Origin of the sequence: Coprobacter secundus subsp. similis, assembly GCF_015097275.1 — a bacterium.
Lineage (GTDB): Bacteria > Bacteroidota > Bacteroidia > Bacteroidales > Coprobacteraceae > Coprobacter > Coprobacter secundus.
Map to the genome: position 1 here is coordinate 862,876 of NZ_AP023322.1, position 20,545 is coordinate 883,420.

Below are 20,545 nucleotides of genomic sequence, written 5' to 3' on the forward strand. Positions count from 1 at the left end.
ATATGAATGGGACTTATTTTGTAACCGGAATTGATACGAATATAGGAAAGTCAATTGCTACTGGATGGTTGGCTAAGCAGCTATTTGATTGTGGTCGCTCTGTTATAACACAAAAACTTGTACAAACTGGTAATAGTGGTTATTCTGAAGATATAGAATTGCATCGTAAAATAATGGGTATAGATTTTACTGAAGTAGATAAAAAAGGTCTTACTGCCCCAGTAATTTTTTCATACCCAGCATCTCCTCATTTGGCTTCTCGGATCGATAACCAAAATCTTGATTTGGAAATAATATCGAAAGCAACAGAAAAGCTTGCAAACCAATATGACATAGTTTTGTTAGAAGGTGCCGGAGGGCCTATGGTACCTTTGACAACAGATTTATTGACTATTGACTACATTGCACAACGAGCTTACCCGGTTATATTGGTAACATCAGGACGGCTGGGAAGCATCAGTCATACTTTATTGTGTTTTGAAGCATTGTTGCAAAGAGGTATAAAATTGTATAAAGTAATATATAACATGTATCCGTCAACTGATAAAATTATAGAAGATGATACACTACAGATAATAAAATTATATATGAATAAGTATTTTCCTTCTGCCTCTTTGGTCAATATGCCAAAAGTAGATTTATAATGAATTTGATTTTTACAAAAATTCTATTATTCTGTGCATCGTAATAAGGAGAAAGATTTTAGTCCTAATTTTTGTTTGTCCAGAATAATAGAATCATGTTATATTTTTATGAGAGAGGATGAGAAACTTTTATTTTATTCGTGTTTCTCTTTTTTACCAGAAATTTTTTCAATGATGTATACCATAAGAAATCCCATAATCATGAGTAATATGGCTTGCCAAAGATATTCATTGGGCAGTACATTTTGTTCTATAAGAGGTTTTATGTTGCCATGACTATCGGTAAAAGTTTGAATAGTTTCTTTCCATGGCCAAACTTTGTTTAAGGAACCTAACATAAAGCCTGATAGGACAGAAATAGTAATATCATGAAAATTTTTTAATAAATAAGACAGTACGTTAGAAAATAGGATAAGCCCGATTGCTGCACCTACAGCAAATATAACGATAATAACTATGTCTAATGACTTGACTGCGTTCATAATAAACTCATATTTTCCCATGAGTAACAGTATGAAACTGCCTGATATCCCTGGTAGAATCATAGCACAAATAGCAATGGCTCCACACATAAAAATAAACAGTAAGGAATCGGGTGTTTGTGCCGGAGTAGCTATCGTAATATAATAAGCTGTCCCTACTCCAATGACAAAAGATAACCATCTTTTCCAATCCCATATTTCAATTTGTTTTGAGACGAAATATGTAGAAGCCAAAACTAATCCAAAAAAGAAAGACCAGACAAGAATCGGATGTGTTTCAAGTAACCATGTAATAAGTTTCGCCAACGAAAATACACTGATGAGTATACCCGCAAGAACAGAAAATAAGAATGATCCATTGATAGCTTTAAAAAAAGCGACCCATCTTAGAGTAAAAAAAAGTTTTATTGTTTTTAGATTTATACTTTTTATCGAATCAATAAGCTCTTCATAAATGCCAACAATAAAAGCTATTGTTCCACCAGAAACACCAGGGACAACATCTGCAGCTCCCATTCCCATGCCTTTTAGAACTAATAACAAATAATCTTTTGATTTTCTCATTTTTATTTTATCCTATAGTTATAAATTTTCATCCAAATTTTTTCGAAGGATATTTCGCAGTTTATCCAGCATTTCTTTTGTTTGTTTCAGTTCATTTTTGTTTTCTTCTGAAATTTCTTCAATATCATCGATTTTTAAAGTACTCTCGTCCAAATGCTTTATTAATGAAGCAGCTTTATCTTGGTTTCCGGTATTGTAATGAGCCAGAATCAATTTAAAAATGAGTTTTACATCATAAGGGTTTATTTCTAATGCCTTTTCATAATACAAGATAGATTCTTCTATGTCTTCTTGCTCTGTCGCAATATCACCCAAAAGAGTCAAGACATCTATATTTGACGAGTCTATTTTAAATGCTCGGACTAAGTATTGCTTTGCTTCATCGAGTTTTTTTTCATCTACTTTTATTTCCCCCATAAATGCAAGAGCTTCCGCGTCTTCCGGGTCTATTTCTAATGTTTTAATCAAACATTCAATTGTTTTGGGAGTATTCCCCATATCATAATAATTAGTTGCCAACTGATAATATAAATTTGAACTTTCGGGTGAAAGAGATAATGCTTCATTCAAGTACTTTATCGCTTCGCCATTTTGTTCCAGTTTTACATAACATTCGGCAACCAATTCATATGCTATTGATTTTTCATCAGCAACTTTAGCATATTCGAGGAAGACGTCGATTGCTTCCCTATATGAACCTTGATCATACAGGCAGTACCCCTTGAATGATAATATATTTTCATCATCATCTTTGGTAGTCAAAGCAAAATCACAAGCATCTATTGCCTTCTCATATTTTTTCTGTAATGCATAAACTTTGGCTAAATTAAACCAGTCTACTGTAGAATAAGGGTTCCTATCAATGAGTTTATTGTATATTTCTATAGATTTATTTAAATCCTGTTTATCTTCATAAATAAGGGCCAATTCGCGTAATAATTCTGAGCCATCACTTAATAGATTGTCTGCTTCATTAACGAATTCAACTAATTCATCGAAATAGCCGAAATCAAGGTACATGTCCATTATTTCAAAACATAAATCACAAGAAATTTCTTCACTGTTAAGAAGATTTCGCAAAAGGAGGTTAGCTTTTTGAGGCCTACTTTGAATAAAATGGATTTCAGCCCGGACCAATATTGCATCTACCGAATCATTAGGAAGAGAATAGATTAACTTTTCGGCCTCTTCTATTGCATCAATATCTAGTAAATAACGAGCCTTTTTTACATTCAAAGAAATATTTCCCGGATGTATCGACAACCCATGATTTATGGCTTCCAAAGCATCTTTGTATCTATCAGTAAGTTCATACTGATAAGCTATTTCCTCCCATTCATCGGCATCGAAATAGTAATTTCCCTTTTCTTTTAGCATTTGCTCATAACGAGCTAATAAGCCAGATCCTTTTTTTTCGGACATTTTATATAAAAACCGAACTGCCGTATACCGTTTCGATAGACAGCAGCTCGTAACTATAGGTTTTAAATAAGATTATTTGTTTTTTTGTTTTTCCCAACTGTCTTTTAGTGCGACAGTCCGATTAAATATCAATTTGTCAGATGTTGAGTCTGAATCGACACAGAAATATCCCATACGTTGAAATTGGAATCTATCACCGGGTTTTGCAATGCTCGCCAAATAAGGCTCGATACGACAGTCTGTTTTTACAATTAACGAATCAGGATTCAACAATTCTCTGAAATCTCTTTCCTTCTCCTCCGCAGGATTTTCAACATTGAATAATCGGTCATACAATCTGACTTCCACTTTTTGATTATATTGAGCTGATACCCAATGTAAAGTTCCCTTTACTTTTCTACCGCTTTCGGGCATACCACTTTTAGTCAAGGGATCGTATTCACAGTATATTTCCTCGACCTCTCCTGCCTCGTTTTTCTTACAGCCAGTACATTTTACTATATAAGCCGATTTCAAACGAACTTCTTGTCCCGGAGTCATACGGAAGAATTTTTTAGGCGGATTTTCCATAAAATCTTCACGTTCGATATAAAGTTCTCGAGTGAAGGGAATTTCATGAGAACCTGCTTCCGGACTCTCTGGGTTATTCTCAGCTATTAAGTTTTCAACCTGTCCTTCAGGATAGTTAGTTATAACCAGCTTTATAGGATTAATAACTGCAGATACCCGATTTGCTGTTTTGTTAAGCTCTTCACGTATACTATGTTCCAATAAAGATACACTGATTAATCCATCATATTTGGTATATCCGATTCTGTCAATAAAATTCCTGATAGATGAAGGAGTATACCCCCTCCTTCTCAATCCGCATATAGTAGGCATTCGAGGGTCATCCCATCCAGCCACTAAGTTTTCTTTCACGAGTTGCAATAATTTACGCTTACTCATGACCGTATATGTAAGATTTAGTCGATTAAACTCTAGCTGACGAGGACGGTAACTATCATCAGCCAATTCATCTACAAACCAATCATATAACGGCCTATGTACTTCAAATTCAAGAGTACAGATAGAATGGGTAACTCCTTCAAAGTAGTCTGATTGTCCATGGGCAAAATCATACATGGGGTATACATTCCAAGTATTCCCTGTACGATGATGAGGATGTTTGATAATACGATACATGATCGGGTCTCTCATGTGCATATTGGGAGAAGTCATATCTATTTTGGCTCGAAGTACCATCGAACCCTCTTCGAATTCTCCCTTATTCATACGAATGAATAAATCAAGATTTTCTTTAACACTCCTATTTCGATATGGACTCTCAGTACCTGGCTGGGTCGGAGTCCCCTTCTGTTGAGCTATTTCCTCTGCAGATTGTTCATCTACATAAGCTTTTCCTTCTTCAATCATCTTTACTGCAAGGTCCCATAACTTGGGGAAATAATCAGATGCATAGTAAAGACGGTCTCCCCAGTCGAAACCCAACCAGTGAATATCTTCTTTTATAGAATCAACATATTCCACATCTTCTTTAACAGGATTTGTATCGTCGAAGCGCAGATTACATGTACCTCCATATTTTTGAGCAATACCAAAGTCCATACATATAGCCTTAGCATGTCCTATATGCAAATATCCATTTGGCTCTGGAGGGAAACGGGTATTTAGACGACCTCCATTTTTCCCAGCGGCCAAATCATTCTCGACAGCAATTTCAATGAAATTAAGGCTTCTCTTTTCTTCTTCGTTATTTTCAATTTGTGTCATATGTCGTTAATCTAAACAAGTATCAAAAAATTTTTGCAAATATATCAATAATAATATATATCCAGTAGTATTTATATCATATTTATAACATAAAGGGTATTATCAGCTTACCTTATATCAAGCATTTTATGTGTTTGTAAACTTAACCTCCATTGAGGATGTTTTTTTATATAATCAATAACTTCTTGTGTATTGAGCATAGAACAAGGTTGCAATGACCGTACGTCACATACAAAGGAATCATATTGAGACATATCTTGACCTATATATACAACCTTAAGTTCATTCGCCTTTTCTCGAATACAATTTTTTTTTGGACTACATGTGACCCAGTCAGCCCATCTATCAGCAATAGATAATCCAGAAGTCAATGTCCCATTCGTCTCAATTTGAATATACCAACCATCTTCTTTTAGCATTTGCATAAAAGAGACATCTATTTGTAAAGTTGGTTCTCCGCCAGTCAAAACAATGTGCCTTGTGGGATATTGTGTTATTTCAGTTAAGATTTCATTATCAGACATAAATACTCCAGATAAGTGTTCCGTATCACAAAAATCACAATTCAAATTACATCCTGAAAATCTTACAAAAACAGCTGGAGTTCCAGTGTAATACCCCTCGCCCTGTAGACTGTAAAATATTTCATTAATCTTTTTCATAAATTGCAATATTTCCCTCCGATTCTTGAACCTCAACCTTGAAACATTGGGGAATCTGGTTACATATCCAATACGCTAAATTCTCTGCTGTAGAGTTAAAGGACAACACTTCATTCAAATTTTTATGGTCAAGTTTATCCTGTATTTTCTTTTTTATAAGAGTAAAATCTATTACCATCCCATCTTCATTCAATTCTTTTGAATGACAATAAATGGTGATAATCCAATTATGTCCATGTAATTGGCTACACTTACTTTCATATGATAACTTTAAACTGTGTGACGCTGAAATTTCAAGAGTCTTTTTTACCGTAAACATTATTTAGCTATTTTATTTTGCTTCAAAAATAATAGATTCGGCTGAAAAATATATACTATTCGAAAAAAAATAGAGAAAATATACTCAATATTTTAGTGCAATAAAAAACTGATGTTATCAGAATGTGTTATCATTTAATTAGAGACATGAGTTTATTTTTAATCATGTCCAGAAAAAACGGACATGATTAAAAATACTTTGAGCTTATATCCATCCCATGCTATTATAATACCTTGTCAAATTTTGTACTGCATTTTGTAAATCTTCGTGTAATTGACGGTTCATTTCATGAATACGGATACGACCACGTTCCATTTTTTGCAACAAGTAATCAGAGAAAAGTTCTTTAGAATGTTCTTTGCCTAATTTATCATTAAAAGTAACAGTAATACTATCAGCATGTTTTATTACCGAACCGAAAAATACATGATTTTCTTGTGACTGCTTTGCTTCTTCCTTTATAGCCCATACTTCATAATGATAGTGGTCATCAATAGTAGCAGTACAGGGAGGAACTACAGATTTTAGAAATTCTTTAACATCGTCAAAAGCCTTGTTTACAACCTCCATAATCAATTGAATTTAAATGTTATTATTATTTTTACAACATCAATTTATCAGCATAGGACAAAAAATTGTTTTTTGAACTATTTTCTTATATTAAAAAACATTTTTATTGCAATAACGATTATCGATTGCTTTTGTTCATATTTTACGAACTCTCTTTATTAAAAGGATTTTTATTATCTTTGACGGACTAATTATTATTATAAAATTAAGTGATATATCCAGATAATTTTGAACAGAAAACCGGATTTGACAAAATTCGAGAATTGATAACCGATAAGTGTCTTAGTACGCTTGGTAAGGAACGTGTATCAAAAATGGTATTTCTGAATAAATATGACGAGGTAACGAAATTATTGCATCAAACTCAGGAATTTGTTGCTGTATTGAATGGAAAAAATGAGTTTCCAGCAAATTATTTTTTTGATGTACGACCGGCATTAAAACGAATCCGGGTAGAGGGAACTTATATCGATGAGGTAGAATTGTTTGACCTGCGCAGGTCTTTGGACACAATAAGGAATATTGTAAAATTTTTCAAAACTGATGAAGATGACGAAAAACCTTTGTATCCGTATTTATCTGAATTGTCAGGAAATGTATCGGTATTTCCGCATCTGATTTCACGTATAGACCAGATGATAGACAAGTTTGGACGAATAAAAGATAATGCATCTTCCGAACTGTCACGAATCAGAAGAGAATTATCGTCCACTCTATCAGGAATATCCAGAAGTTTAAATAATATATTAAAAACAGCTCAGACCGAAGGTATCGTAGATAAAGATGTTACTCCAACTATGCGTGACGGACGTTTGGTAATCCCGGTTATGCCAGCTTTTAAACGAAAAATACGAGGAATCGTACATGATGAATCAGCCAGTGGTAAAACAGTATTTATAGAACCTGCTGAAGTTGTAGAAGCCAATAACAGGATACGAGAACTTGAAAGTGAAGAACGTCGGGAAATTATCCGAATTTTAACTTCTTTTTCAGATGAATTGCGACCATTGTCCGAGGATATTTTCTATTCTTATGAGTTTTTAGCAGATATCGATTTTATACGAGCCAAGGCTTTGTTTGCTTTACAAGTGAATGCCCTCCTACCAGTTGTCGAAAATTGCCGGCAAATAGATTGGTATCGTGCAGTGCATCCTCTTTTGTATTTATCGTTACAGAAACAGCATAAACAAGTAGTTCCTTTGGACATTATGTTGACCGAAAAAAACAGGATATTGTTGATTTCCGGTCCGAATGCAGGAGGAAAATCCGTATGTCTAAAGACGGTGGGACTATTGCAGTATATGTTGCAATGTGGCTTATTAATACCTGTATATGAAAATTCAAGGTGTGGAATATTCGATAATATTTTCATTGATATTGGAGACGAGCAATCTATTGAAAATGACTTAAGTACATATAGTTCTCATCTTACTAACATGAAGTACTTTGTGAAGAATAGTAACGAGAGTACAGTTTTGTTAATCGATGAGTTTGGAGGAGGAACAGAACCTCAGATTGGTGGAGCTATAGCTGAAGCATTACTTGACCGATTTAATCGAAAACATACCTATGGAGTCATTACGACACATTATCAAAATTTAAAACATTTTGCAGAAGATACAGAAGGCATCATCAATGGAGCTATGCTATATGATCGCCATTTAATGCAACCATTATTCAAATTATCAATTGGTAACCCCGGTAGTTCGTTTGCCATAGAGATTGCTCGAAAAATCGGTTTGCCGGAAGATGTCATTGCAGAAGCTTCAGATAAAGTTGGTTCTGATTATATCAACATGGATAAATATTTACAAGATATCGTCAGAGACAAACGTTATTGGGAAAGTAAAAGGCAGAACATACGACAGAAAGAAAAACGTTTGGAGGAGATTACCGAACGCTATGAAGCAGATATTAAGAAATTAGAGAAACAGCGTAAAGAAGTTTTAGCTACGGCTAAGACCGAGGCAGAGAGGATATTGTCAGAAACAAACGCACGTATTGAAAATACTATTCGTCAGATAAAGGAAGTCCAGGCTGAAAAAGAAAAAACCCGGGAGATACGTCGTCAGTTGAATGATTTTAAAAGTCATATATCAGGAGAAATTCAAATAGACGACAAAATTTCTCGAAAAATACAAAAAATAAAAGAACGCGAAGAGAAGAAGAAAAATTCTCTTCAGAAAGAACAAAAGGAAACATTTCGTTCTGATGTAATAACTATTGGAGATGCTGTGCGTCTAAAAGGACAAAATTCTGCCGGAGAAGTTCTTGACATACAAGGGAAAAATGCTATCGTGGCTTTTGGTCTGTTGAAGTCAAATATAAAATTGGATAAACTTGAGAAAGTTAGCAAAAATCAATTGAAACGAGATGCTAACACAAAAGATTCGTTTGTGAGTGCTCAAACGACTGATGATATGAGAGACAAACGATTAAATTTCAAGCAAGAGATTGATGTGCGAGGCATGCGTGGAGACGAAGCGCTACAAGCAGTTACCTATTTTATCGATGACGCTATATTAGTAGGCTGTACCCGAGTACGAATATTACATGGTACAGGAACCGGAGCATTACGACAAATGATACGGCAATATCTTAAAACAGTTCCGGGTGTCCGTCATTTTCAAGATGAACATGTTCAATTAGGTGGAGCCGGTATAACAGTTGTAGAACTAGATTGATAAAACCAAATACTTCATTATTTTCGCTTAAGCCTAAAAACAAAAGTATGGAAATTATATGATTATCCACAATTTAGATACACTAAATTCCACATATACAAGGATATTAATACAGAAAAGAAAATAGATGAAATTCCGAATATCAAACTATTTACTGATTGTTTATGCATCCAAACAATGGCACATATAGATTCAGCAATGAGTTGTATAACGGAAATGCTCAAAATAATATGAGCTATAAATATCGTATGAGAATAGTCTTTTTCCGTATAATTTACAATTAAATATACGATAATAAGAGACAGAGACAGGGCTAAATTATAAATCCAAAATTTCTTCATATACATCGTTACAAATCGTACACATCATCTACAGTATAGTTCAGAAAACGGTTGAATGGCATAAGTAATTTAAAATCCCCTACAACTTTATCCATCCATTCAGAAGTATCAAAAAGAGATTCTTCTTTGTAAGAAACAACGACATAGTCTTTTCTTTTCAAAAGCTCTCCATCTTGAAAATCTCGAGGAAACGGACGTGGTACAATTTTTAGCATCTCCCCTTCCATTTCAGGATAAACTGCTTTGAACTTTTTATTTTCGATGATTTCTTTAAATTCATCCGTATGATTATATACCGACTGACGCAACTCCTTCAATAATTTAGGCTCAGGACACCATACCCCCCCGCTTATCAGGCAATTTTCTGGTTCGATATGGAAATAATAACCCGCTCTTACGCTTTTGCGACCACCCTTACATAAATATGCTGCAAAATGATTTTTGTATGGAGTTTTATCAGGAGAAAAACGAGTATCACGATATATTCGATAAAGGCAATTTTTAGCCTCTTCTCCTCTCAATTCCCCATCAAAAATAGCTATTCTCTGAATGAGTTCATCCATTTTATTTTGAAAATAGAGTCTTAATTCCAAATATCTATCCTTATGAGTATTGAACCAATCTCTATTGTTATTTACCCGTAATTCCCTTAAATACTGTAATATTTCTTTCATTATAAAATAATATTCACTGTTATTTGTAAAAGAAGACGCAAGATAAAAATTATTTTTCAATTTTATATATCTTCCTTTTTTGTTAACTTGCCGCGAATTTTATTTGCTTATTTTAAACATTAAACTCTATATTGATGAAAAAAGAAGAAAAAGAGCCGATGAAGCTACCAGAGAATGCATTCAGAGAATTGAATGAAGGAGAAGAGTTTCATCCGGTCATGTCTCCCGAAAAAACCTACCGGGAGGTAACACCTTGGTCGGTATCCTGGGGTATCGTTATGGCTGTCATATTTTCTGCGGCAGCGGCTTATTTAGGACTAAAAGTTGGTCAGGTTTTCGAAGCTGCTATACCGATAGCCATTATTGCTGTAGGTTTGTCGAACAGCACAAAACGTAAAAATGCTTTAGGTGAAAATGTCATTATACAGTCTATCGGTGCTTGTTCGGGAGTAATCGTAGCTGGAGCTATTTTTACTTTACCGGCATTATATATCATCCCAGGATTGACGGTAAATTTTATGCAAGTCTTTTTGAGTTCCCTTTTGGGAGGTATTTTAGGAATACTATTTTTAATCCCATTCCGTAAATACTTTGTATCGGAAATGCATGGGAAATATCCGTTTCCGGAAGCAACAGCGACTACACAGGTCCTTATTTCCGGAGAGAAAGGGGGCAACCAAGCAAAACCTTTGATTTTTGCAGGTATTATTGGAGGCTTGTATGATTTTGTACTATCAACATTTGGATGGTGGAGCGAAGTCTTGACTACAAAAATTTTACCTTTTGGAGATATGATTGCCGAAAAAGCAAAGGTGGTATTCAAAATAAATACTGGAGCTGCAGTTTTAGGACTTGGTTATATCGTAGGTCTGAAGTATTGTCTAATAATTTGTGCCGGGTCAATATTTGTCTGGTTCTTAATTATTCCTGGGTTAGGCATTATTTTCCATAATGCGGTACTTACCCTTGGCAATCCAGATATCCAAATGACAGTAGGAATGATGTCTCCAGAACAAATATTCACGACATACGGACGACATATTGGTATAGGAGGAATTGCGATGGCCGGTGTTATCGGAATTATTCGTTCCTGGGATATCATAAAAAGTGCAGTAGGACTTGCTTCACGAGAGTTGAGAGGAAATACAGAAAATGTAGTTAGAAACGTAAAGCGTACACAGCGAGATTTGTCGATGAAGTTTATAGCTATTGCTTGTATCGCAACATTGATATTAATATTTCTTTTCTTTTATTTAGGAGTGATACATACAATAACTCAAGCTGTTATAGCATTTATTGTAGTTTCTGTTATCGCATTTTTGTTTACGACCGTAGCTGCTAATGCAATTGCGATAGTCGGTACAAATCCTGTGTCGGGAATGACACTCATGACTTTGATATTAGCGTCCGTAATTTTAGTAGCAGTAGGGTTGACTGGAACATCAGGTATGGTCGCAGCCCTTATCATTGGAGGTGTCGTTTGTACTGCCCTTTCCATGGCAGGAGGATTTATAACAGATTTAAAAATAGGTTACTGGCTTGGATCTACACCAGCAAAACAAGAAACCTGGAAATTTTTAGGGACATTGGTTTCTGCTGCAACGGTAGGAGGTGTAATAATGATTTTGAATGATACCTACGGTTTTACCTCTGAAAATGGTTTAGCAGCTCCTCAGGCAAACGCAATGGCTGCGGTAATAGAACCTCTGATGTCCGGGAAAGGAGCTCCTTGGTTATTATATGGTATAGGAGCTGTTATCGCGGTTATACTTACGGTATTTAAAGTCCCTGCATTGGCCTTTGCTTTGGGTATGTTTATTCCTTTGGAATTGAATACGCCTCTTGTTATTGGAGGATTGATTAGTTGGTATGTAAGTACTCGCAGCCAAAAAGAAGCGGTGAATAAAGCTCGTCTCGAAAAAGGAACATTATTGGCTTCAGGGTTTATTGCCGGTGGAGCTTTGATGGGAGTAGTCAGTGCCGGACTTCGATTTGCCGGATTCTCCTATACTTGCCATTTAAGTGACATTATGACCCAATCTTTAGGTTTGTTGATGTACTTAATTATCATAGGATATTTGATTAAGAACAGTATGAAAATAGATAAATAATTTTCTTAAAAAAACAAAGGCCGGTTAGCGTTAAGTTGTCTTAATTAACCGGCCTGTTTTATTTATTATAAGTCTTCCTCGTCAACTTCTTTGGGTAGGAATATATTTAGTAATACATAGCCTAAAATACCAGATGTCAGAGAGCCTATTAATATGCCTAATTTTGCTTGATTAAGAAATATGCTTCCATCAGACATATTCCCATAAGATAAGTTGGCAATAAACATAGATACAGTAAACCCAATTCCTCCTAATGCTGACACTCCAGCTATCATTTTCCAAGTTACCCCATGGGGTAAAGAAACCCAATGTGTTTTTACTGCTAAATAGGCAAATGATAATATACCAACAAATTTACCAATAAATAATCCCATAAACACAGCTAAACTTACTCCATGAAATATATCGGAAATTTGGACATTTCCTAATGCTATACCTGCATTAGCAAATGCAAATAAGGGGATAACCAAATAATTAACGACAGGATGTAAAGTATCTTCCAAATCTTGTAAAGGGCTTATTACTTTGTCCGAAGCAGACTCCACACATTTCAAAAAATTCAACTGCTCTTTGGTAAGAATATTGGTCTCCCCTTTTTTTTGATTTTTCGAAACAGGGAAATGAGCTATATTTTCTCTGATTTTTTCAATAAATTTAGTCGTTTTCATCATAGGATGAGCCGGGATACAAAATGCAACAAGTACCCCGGCAATTGTTGGGTGAATACCGGAGTTTAAAAATAAGAACCAGACTGCAATACCGATAAAAATATAAAACATTTTGCTGTTTATTTTCAGATAATATCCTCCTATCCATAAAATAAGCAACAGGCCGATTGCATAATATAAATAGTACGCCAATATACTACTCGAATAAAATATAGCTATTGCAAGTATACCTCCAATGTCGTCTGCCACAGCTAATGTTGCTAAGAATATTTTAAGACCGATAGGTACACGCTTCCCGAATATGCTTAATATACCCAATGTAAAAGCTATATCTGTTGCCATCGGGATGGCACTTCCTCTTAGTGCTACATCACCATCGGCTATCAAGCGGAAAATCAGAATTGGAACAATGATACCACCTATAGCTGCGACAACTGGCAGTAATGCTTTTTTTATAGAGGAGAGTTCACCAACCAATACCTCACGTTTTATTTCAAGCCCTACAGAAAAGAAAAAGATTGCCATCAAAGCATCATTAATAAACTGCATCAAAGTCATAGCTTCACCGTGGTGGCTGAAAAGATTGAAATTTCCAATTTGTAAAGAGACTGGGACATTCCACCAAGAAAAATAGTAATTACTTAATCCAGAATTAGCCATTATCATGGCTAATATAGTCACACCGATAAGGACATATCCTCCATTAGCATAATTTTGCAGAGATTTACGAAGTGCATATATTGTATCTTTCATAATTAAAAATTTTACTATACTAAACAAAAAAAAAGCCTTCTAAGTTTGACGAATGAGCTTAAAAGACTTTTTCTGTTACTTTGATATTATTTAGTCAAGTTTCAGGACAGCGAGAAATGCTTTTTGCGGTACCTCGACAGAGCCTATTTGTTTCATTCGTTTCTTTCCTCTTTTTTGTTTCTCGAGAAGCTTTCGTTTTCGACTAATATCTCCTCCGTAACATTTAGCTGTAACATCTTTTCTCACAGCTTTTATTGTTTCCCGAGCAATTATTTTAGCTCCTATTGCAGCTTGTATTGCAATATCAAACTGTTGTCTCGGTATCAATTCTTTCAGTTTTTCACACATACGACGCCCGAATGGTACAGCATTATCAAAATGTGTCAATGTAGAAAGAGCATCGACAGATTCTCCATTTAACAATATATCGAGCTTAACCAATTTAGACGGTCTGAAATCATGAAGGTGATAATCAAAAGAGGCATATCCCTTTGATATGCTTTTCAATTTATCATAAAAATCTATTACTATTTCCCCCAAAGGCATGTCATATATCAGCTCAACTCGATTTCCAGATATGTATTCTTGTTTTACCAGTTCTCCTCGCTTACCCAGACATAAAGTCATAATAGGACCTATATAATCGGTATTTGTTATGACAGAAGCCCGAATGTAAGGTTCTTCAATGCGTTCTATGAGAGTCGGATCAGGTAGACCCGACGGATTATGAACTTCAGTCATGTTTCCCTTTTTATCGTATATCTTATAGGACACATTCGGCACAGTGGTAATAACATCCATATCAAACTCACGATCGAGCCGCTCTTGAATGATTTCCATATGCAATAATCCCAAAAATCCACACCTGAATCCAAAACCAAGAGCCACCGACGATTCTGGTTGGAATGTTAGTGAAGCATCGTTTAATTGTAACTTTTCCAAAGATGCCCTTAAATCTTCAAAATCTTCACTTTCTATCGGATAAACACCTGCGAATACCATTGGTTTTACTTCTTCAAAACCGTCGATTGCCTTCTCACAAGGCCGAGCAATATGAGTAATTGTATCTCCAACTTTTACTTCTCTGGAAGTTTTGATACCTGAGATAATATATCCTACGTCTCCGGTACGTAATTCATCTCGAGGAGCCATATCTAACTTCAGTACACCTATCTCATCAGCTTCGTATTCTTTCCCGGTAGCAACAAACTTTACTTTATCCCCTTTACGGATAATACCATTTGCAATTTTAAAATATGCAATAATACCCCGAAATGAATTAAAAACAGAATCGAAAATCAAACATTGCAATGGAGCATCCGGATCTCCTTCAGGAGCCGGCACTCGTTCGACAATAGCCTCCAATATTTCTTCAACACCTATACCTGTTTTCCCACTGGCTCGTATAATTTCTTCTCTTTTGCATCCTAATAATTCAATAATTTGATCTTCAACTTCATCGGGCATGGCACTAGGCAAATCCACTTTATTTACGACAGGGATGATTTCCAAATCATTTTCTATAGCCATATATAAATTGGATATTGTTTGCGCCTGTATTCCTTGTGATGCATCTACAATAAGAAGAGCTCCCTCACATGCAGCAATCGAACGTGAGACCTCATAAGAAAAATCAACATGTCCCGGAGTATCGATCAGATTCAAAACATATTTTTCCCCTTTATATGAATACTCCATTTGAATAGCATGACTCTTTATTGTTATTCCACGCTCACGTTCTAAATCCATATTGTCAAGGACCTGATCCTGCAAATCTTTTCCAGCTACAGTATTCGTGTATTCCAATAGACGATCGGCCAATGTACTTTTACCGTGGTCGATATGGGCAATGATACAGAAATTACGAATATTTTTCATCTAAATATTTTATTTTAGGCACAAAGATAAAGAAATTTTTATTTCTTTCGGAATAGGCTATATCCCTATTATAAGCTATTAACAACTTTCCTATAGTTAAGATAACATGATATAAAATAATTTACTTAATTTTGAAGTGTAACTAGAAATGAAAATTATAAGTGATAACTAATATTATAGTCGAATGAAATAGAATTGTAATACTTATTTCACCGCATTGAAATAAGTATTTTGAATTTTTGCGATGTAAATTTAAAATTCAATTATTATGGCAAATGCCCGTATTTTAGTCGTCGATGACGAAGAAGATTTATGCGAAATATTAAAATTCAATCTTGAAATCGAAGGGTTTGATGTAGATACAGCCAATTCTGCAGAAGAGGCTTTAAAAAAAGATTTATCGGTATATCAACTGCTTATGTTGGATGTAATGATGGGTGAAATAAGCGGTTTTAAAATGGCAAATATTATTCGTAAAGATGAATCAAAACCGAAAGTTCCAATTATCTTTCTTACGGCAAAAGACACAGAAAATGATCGTTTGACAGGATTCAATTTAGGTGCAGATGATTACATATCTAAACCTTTTTCGATTAGAGAAGTCATGGCTCGTGTAAAAGCAGTCTTGAGACGCACAGCGGTAAAAGATGAAGAAGATAAAGAAACTATATCTTTTGAAGATTTGATAATCGATATTCCCAAAAAAAAGGTTTCTATTGGTAATGAAGAAATAACCTTGACAAAAAAAGAATTTGAAATACTCAAATTGCTGCTTGAGCATCAGGGCCATGTATTTTCCAGAGAAGAGATTTTATCAAGAGTATGGAGTGATGAAGTATATGTACTCGACAGGACAATCGATGTGAATATCACCCGCCTTCGTAAAAAAATCGGTAAGTTCGGTAAAAATATAGTTACTCGTTTAGGATACGGGTATTGTTTTGAAACAGCATGATATATTATTAGGGAAAGATGAATAATGACAATAAGCCCCAATATAGGCTTCCTTTTTATAAAGAACTTTTTTTTTCGATTGCGACTCTTTTTGTAACATTTGTACTCGTAATATTCTTCTTTCAATATAACTTGGATAAAGAATCAAGAAAAGAAATGTTAAATTCTATCCTTCAGGATTATAACAATCTGATTTATAGAGAATATTCTTCTTCAAAAATGACTGAAGCCCGATTGGATTCGATTATTCGGGGTATAACTGATAAAAATTTAAGAGTCACCATTATAACTGTCGGGGGAAAAGTCCTTACCGATAGTGGTCATGATGATTCTATCCCATTACCCAGCCATAAAGACCGTCCTGAAATTATGCAGGCATTGAATACGGGTGTGGGATATTCTGTAAGGAAGTCGGAAACTTTAGGAAGAGATTTTTTTTATTCATCCCGTCGTTATGATGATATAATAATACGTTCATCTTTGCCTTTTGACGTTTCGACTCTATCGATGTTAAAGGCTGATAATAAATTTACGTATTTTCTTATTGTCATATCTTTACTTGTGATGATTATACTCTACTATTTTTGTAATAAATTGAGTAAATCTATTTCTATTTTACAAGACTTTTCACAAAAAGCAGAACAGGACAAACCTGTGGATATTCACGTAAAGTTGGCAAAAAATGACATAGGAGATATTACTCATAATATTATCCGTATATATAAGAATCTTCGAAATACTAAAGAAGAATTGTCTATTGAAAAAGAAAAATTATTTAGTCATTTACAATTTTCACGGGAAGGATTAGCCGTATTTTCCCATGATAAACGAGTTATCGTTGCCAATAATCTTTTTGTACAGTATGTGAATCTTATTTCAGATATACCCTTAACCAATACAAATAATGTATTTAATGTCCCAGATTTCAAAAAAATAACAATATTTATAGATAAGAATCTAAATACATGGCATAAAAATGATGATGTTGTAAGTGACTCTATGCTAATTACAAAAAATAGCAAAACTTTTCAGGTGGAGTGTATCATTTTTCAAGACAGAACTTTCGAAATCTCAGTAAGTAATATAACTTTACAAGAAGAGGAAAGCCGTCTAAAAAGGCAGTTGACTCAAAATATCGCCCATGAATTGAAAACACCAGTGAGTAGTATTCAGGGATATATGGAAACTATTTTATCTAATCCGGCTCTTTCAGAAGAGAAAAAAACTTTATTTTTGGAGAGATGCTATGCCCAAACAATTAGATTAACGGGGCTTTTGCAAGATATTTCTTTATTGAATAGAATAGACGAATCAAACGATTTGTTCGATTATGAAAAAGTAGACTTAAATGCAATTATCAGTGAAGTTATAAATGATTCGGCAGTTGCATTGGAAGAAAAAAATATGTCGATTAACTGCCAAATCCCAAATCCTGCACCTATTAACGGAAATCATGCGCTTCTATATTCCATATTTCGTAATTTGATGGATAACTCCTTATCGTATGCTGGAAATGGTACACAAGTATCGATATTGTGCTATTTACAAGATAATAATTACTATTATTTTTCATTTTCAGATAATGGACCCGGAGTTGCAGAAGAACATCTAAATCGTCTATTCGAACGTTTTTATCGAGTAGATAAAGGACGTTCACGGAAATTAGGAGGAACAGGGTTAGGTTTAGCAATTGTCAAGAATGCAGTGCTTTTCCATAAAGGAGAAATATTGGCTAAAAATAGATTGGATGGAGGTCTTGAATTTTTGTTTACATTGAAAAAATAGAAGACAAATTTCTGAATAAATCTCAATTCCGAATTATTATTACAAATAATATATAATAATTATTTATTTTTGCCGATACATATTTTTGAATAAAGCAATGACACCGACAGAATCCTATTTTATAAATTTACCATCAGAAATAAAAAATTTGTTTATTCCAGTATTTGGAAGTGCTGAGAATTTTTATAAAACAGTTTATTTAATTGCCCGTAATGAACATATCACATCTCTTGATAAAGTTGCTAACTGGGAACAGCGCATAGATGTAATCCATTACTATCAAGATAAATTGAAACATTTTCTCAACAGTTTATCTTTAGACGGAGACAACTTAATGGCTGATGTAGCCAGTGATTATTTTGAAGATTATGTTCATTACAAAGACGATGTCAATTTTGGAATGACTAATGAAGATTTCTTAAATATAATGAGAGCCATTCAAGAAAAGTTATAAAAGTAATATTTAGTTTTTGTTTCTCTATTTTGTTATTTCATTGAACATTTCATTCAAACTATTTGCTATATTTGTCTGAAATAATACGTTGAATTATGCAACAGAGTTTCAATTGGTATATAGAAAACGCAATAAAGGAGAACTGGGAAAGTATAGCTCTTTCCGATTTTAAAGGGGTTTCCTACAGTTATAAAGATATTGCAAGGAAGATTGCAAAAATGCATATTCTTTTAGAAGCTGCAGATATAAAACACGGTGATAAGGTTGCTATTTGTGGACGAAATTCTTCACATTGGGCAGTCGCTTTTTTCGCAACATTGACGTACGGAGCCGTTGCCGTCCCAATACTACATGAGTTTAAAGCTGATAATGTGCATCATATCGTCAATCATTCGGACGCTAAATTTTTATTTGTAGGTGATATTGTCTGGGAAAATTTGAATGAGCAACAAATGCCAGAGTTGAATGCTATAGTTATGATGACAGATTTTTCTGTGTTGAAATCAAGGACAAACAAACTAATTGATGCCCGTGAACATCTAAATGAATATTTTGGAAAGCGGTACCCAAGCCGATTTACGAAAGACGATGTGAAGTACTATGAAGATAAACCTGATGAACTGGCTTTGATTAATTATACTTCTGGCTCGACAGGTTTTTCAAAAGGAGTGATGCTTTCTTACAGAAGCATTTGGTCAAATTTGAAGTTCTGTAACGAGAATCTGGATTTTTTACAAGCTGGTGACGGTACTGTTTCCATGCTGCCTATGGCTCATATGTATGGTTTGGCTATAGAACTTTTGAACCCATTTGCTAAGGGTTGTCACATTCACTTTCTGACACGTGTCCCCTCCCCCAAAGTAATCATGGATGCTTTTGCTGAAATAAAACCGAAGCTAATTGTTGCCGTTCCTCTTATTATAGAAAAAATTATCCGTACCAAAGTATTTCCTTTATTAGAAAAGCCTTTGGTGAAATTAATGTTGATGGTACCTGTACTCGATACTCAGTTGCTTACTCGTATAAAAAACAAATTGGAGGAAACATTTGGAGGGAATTTGCAAGAAATGATCATTGGAGGAGCTGCTTTGAATCCAGATGTAGAACAATTTCTTAGCAAAATAGATTTTCCTTTTACCGTAGGGTATGGAATGACAGAATGTGGTCCTCTGATTTCATATGCTTGGTGGCAAGAAGCACGTACTGGCTCATGTGGTAAAGTGGTTGAAAGGATGGTCGCTCGCATAGATTCTGCAGATCCTCAATCCATTGTCGGAGAGTTACACGTAAAAGGAGATAATGTGATGATGGGCTATTATAAAAATGAAGAGGCGACAAGACAGGTTATGAAAGATGATGGCTGGATGAATACAGGAGATTTGGCTATTATTGATGAAGATGGATATTTGTATCTTAAAGGTCGTAGTAAGAGTATGATTTTAGGGCCTTCGGGACAAAATATTTATCCAGAAGAAATTGAAGCTAAATTGAATAATATGCCATATGTGAGTGAATCCCTTGTTATCGATCAAAATGGAAAATTAGTTGCATTGGTATATCCCGATTTTGAGAATGCAGAACGGGCAGGTTTGGCAGGAGATAAAATTACAACTCAGATGGAAGAAAACCGCATTGCTCTGAATAAAGAATTACCGGCATATAGTCAGATTAGTAAAACGAAGATTTATTATGAAGAGTTTGAGAAAACTCCAAAGCGAAGCATCAAACGATATTTATATCAAAATTCTTGATTTAGACAATTTTTTCTAATATATAACTTAGAATATTCAGGTAGGATTTACAAATA

General features: G+C 34.5%; 16 protein-coding genes. 7 read left to right on the plus strand and 9 right to left on the minus strand.

From position 1 onward, the window contains the following. Window positions 1-2: 2 nt before the first annotated feature. A complete protein-coding gene (gene bioD / locus Cop2CBH44_RS03200) occupies window positions 3-644 on the plus strand; it encodes a dethiobiotin synthase (RefSeq protein WP_021930233.1) in 642 nt (213 codons plus the stop codon). A gap of 134 nt (window positions 645-778) precedes the next feature. On the opposite strand, the gene Cop2CBH44_RS03205 is transcribed toward bioD, so the two are convergent. From Cop2CBH44_RS03205 to Cop2CBH44_RS03230, 6 genes are all read right to left on the minus strand, one after another. Continuing rightward, window positions 779-1,690: a polyprenyl-phosphate transporter gene (locus tag Cop2CBH44_RS03205; protein WP_021930234.1), complete on the minus strand. Its 912-nt coding sequence runs from the start codon at window positions 1,688-1,690 to the stop codon at window positions 779-781. Between the two features lie 18 nt (window positions 1,691-1,708). Continuing rightward, window positions 1,709-3,112: a tetratricopeptide repeat protein gene (locus Cop2CBH44_RS03210; protein ID WP_200755536.1), complete on the minus strand. Its 1,404-nt coding sequence runs from the start codon at window positions 3,110-3,112 to the stop codon at window positions 1,709-1,711. A gap of 72 nt (window positions 3,113-3,184) precedes the next feature. Further along, on the minus strand, window positions 3,185-4,885 hold the full coding sequence (locus Cop2CBH44_RS03215) for a glutamine--tRNA ligase/YqeY domain fusion protein (RefSeq protein WP_021930236.1): 1,701 nt from the start codon (window positions 4,883-4,885) through the stop codon (window positions 3,185-3,187). 107 nt (window positions 4,886-4,992) lie between these two features. Next, window positions 4,993-5,547: a 7-carboxy-7-deazaguanine synthase QueE gene (locus Cop2CBH44_RS03220; protein WP_021930237.1), complete on the minus strand. Its 555-nt coding sequence runs from the start codon at window positions 5,545-5,547 to the stop codon at window positions 4,993-4,995. Further along, window positions 5,534-5,866 carry a 6-pyruvoyl trahydropterin synthase family protein gene (locus Cop2CBH44_RS03225; protein ID WP_021930238.1) on the minus strand — a complete coding sequence of 111 codons (333 nt, stop codon included), beginning with the start codon at window positions 5,864-5,866 and terminating at the stop codon, window positions 5,534-5,536. Before Cop2CBH44_RS03225 ends, Cop2CBH44_RS03220 begins: the two co-directional genes overlap by 14 nt. A gap of 204 nt (window positions 5,867-6,070) precedes the next feature. Then, window positions 6,071-6,436, minus strand: a complete 366-nt coding sequence (locus Cop2CBH44_RS03230) for a hypothetical protein (RefSeq protein WP_021930239.1) — start codon at window positions 6,434-6,436, stop codon at window positions 6,071-6,073. A gap of 209 nt (window positions 6,437-6,645) precedes the next feature. On the opposite strand from Cop2CBH44_RS03230, the gene Cop2CBH44_RS03235 reads away from it, so the two are divergent. Then, on the plus strand, window positions 6,646-9,120 hold the full coding sequence (locus Cop2CBH44_RS03235; protein WP_200755537.1) for an endonuclease MutS2: 2,475 nt from the start codon (window positions 6,646-6,648) through the stop codon (window positions 9,118-9,120). 349 nt (window positions 9,121-9,469) lie between these two features. Here the strand turns inward: Cop2CBH44_RS03235 and Cop2CBH44_RS03240 are convergent, their stop codons facing one another. Then, window positions 9,470-10,138 carry a DUF2461 domain-containing protein gene (locus Cop2CBH44_RS03240; RefSeq protein WP_200755910.1) on the minus strand — a complete coding sequence of 223 codons (669 nt, stop codon included), beginning with the start codon at window positions 10,136-10,138 and terminating at the stop codon, window positions 9,470-9,472. 131 nt (window positions 10,139-10,269) lie between these two features. Here Cop2CBH44_RS03240 and Cop2CBH44_RS03245 point away from each other — a divergent pair, with 131 nt between their 5' ends. Then, window positions 10,270-12,246, plus strand: coding sequence for an OPT family oligopeptide transporter (locus Cop2CBH44_RS03245; protein ID WP_200755538.1), 1,977 nt, complete (start codon window positions 10,270-10,272; stop codon window positions 12,244-12,246). Between the two features lie 65 nt (window positions 12,247-12,311). On the opposite strand, the gene nhaA is transcribed toward Cop2CBH44_RS03245, so the two are convergent. Next, window positions 12,312-13,667 (minus strand): Na+/H+ antiporter NhaA, encoded by a 1,356-nt coding sequence (gene nhaA / locus Cop2CBH44_RS03250; RefSeq protein WP_200755539.1) that lies wholly within the window; start codon window positions 13,665-13,667, stop codon window positions 12,312-12,314. A gap of 90 nt (window positions 13,668-13,757) precedes the next feature. Beyond that, the gene (lepA, locus tag Cop2CBH44_RS03255; protein ID WP_021930245.1) at window positions 13,758-15,545 is read right to left on the minus strand and encodes a translation elongation factor 4; all 1,788 of its coding nucleotides are present in this window, start codon (window positions 15,543-15,545) and stop codon (window positions 13,758-13,760) included. A 268-nt stretch (window positions 15,546-15,813) separates the two neighbouring features. Between lepA and Cop2CBH44_RS03260 the strand changes: the two genes are divergently transcribed. From Cop2CBH44_RS03260 to Cop2CBH44_RS03275, 4 genes are all read left to right on the plus strand, one after another. Continuing rightward, entirely contained in the window at window positions 15,814-16,500 is a 687-nt protein-coding gene (locus tag Cop2CBH44_RS03260; RefSeq protein ID WP_021930246.1) for a two-component system response regulator PhoB, read from the plus strand. Between the two features lie 17 nt (window positions 16,501-16,517). After that, complete coding sequence (locus Cop2CBH44_RS03265; protein ID WP_200755540.1) at window positions 16,518-18,284, plus strand: two-component system sensor histidine kinase PhoR; 1,767 nt, start codon at window positions 16,518-16,520, stop codon at window positions 18,282-18,284. 97 nt (window positions 18,285-18,381) lie between these two features. Beyond that, complete coding sequence (locus tag Cop2CBH44_RS03270; RefSeq protein WP_044230815.1) at window positions 18,382-18,738, plus strand: hypothetical protein; 357 nt, start codon at window positions 18,382-18,384, stop codon at window positions 18,736-18,738. A gap of 95 nt (window positions 18,739-18,833) precedes the next feature. Next, the gene (locus tag Cop2CBH44_RS03275; RefSeq protein ID WP_021930248.1) at window positions 18,834-20,489 is read left to right on the plus strand and encodes an AMP-binding protein; all 1,656 of its coding nucleotides are present in this window, start codon (window positions 18,834-18,836) and stop codon (window positions 20,487-20,489) included. Window positions 20,490-20,545 lie beyond the last annotated feature (56 nt).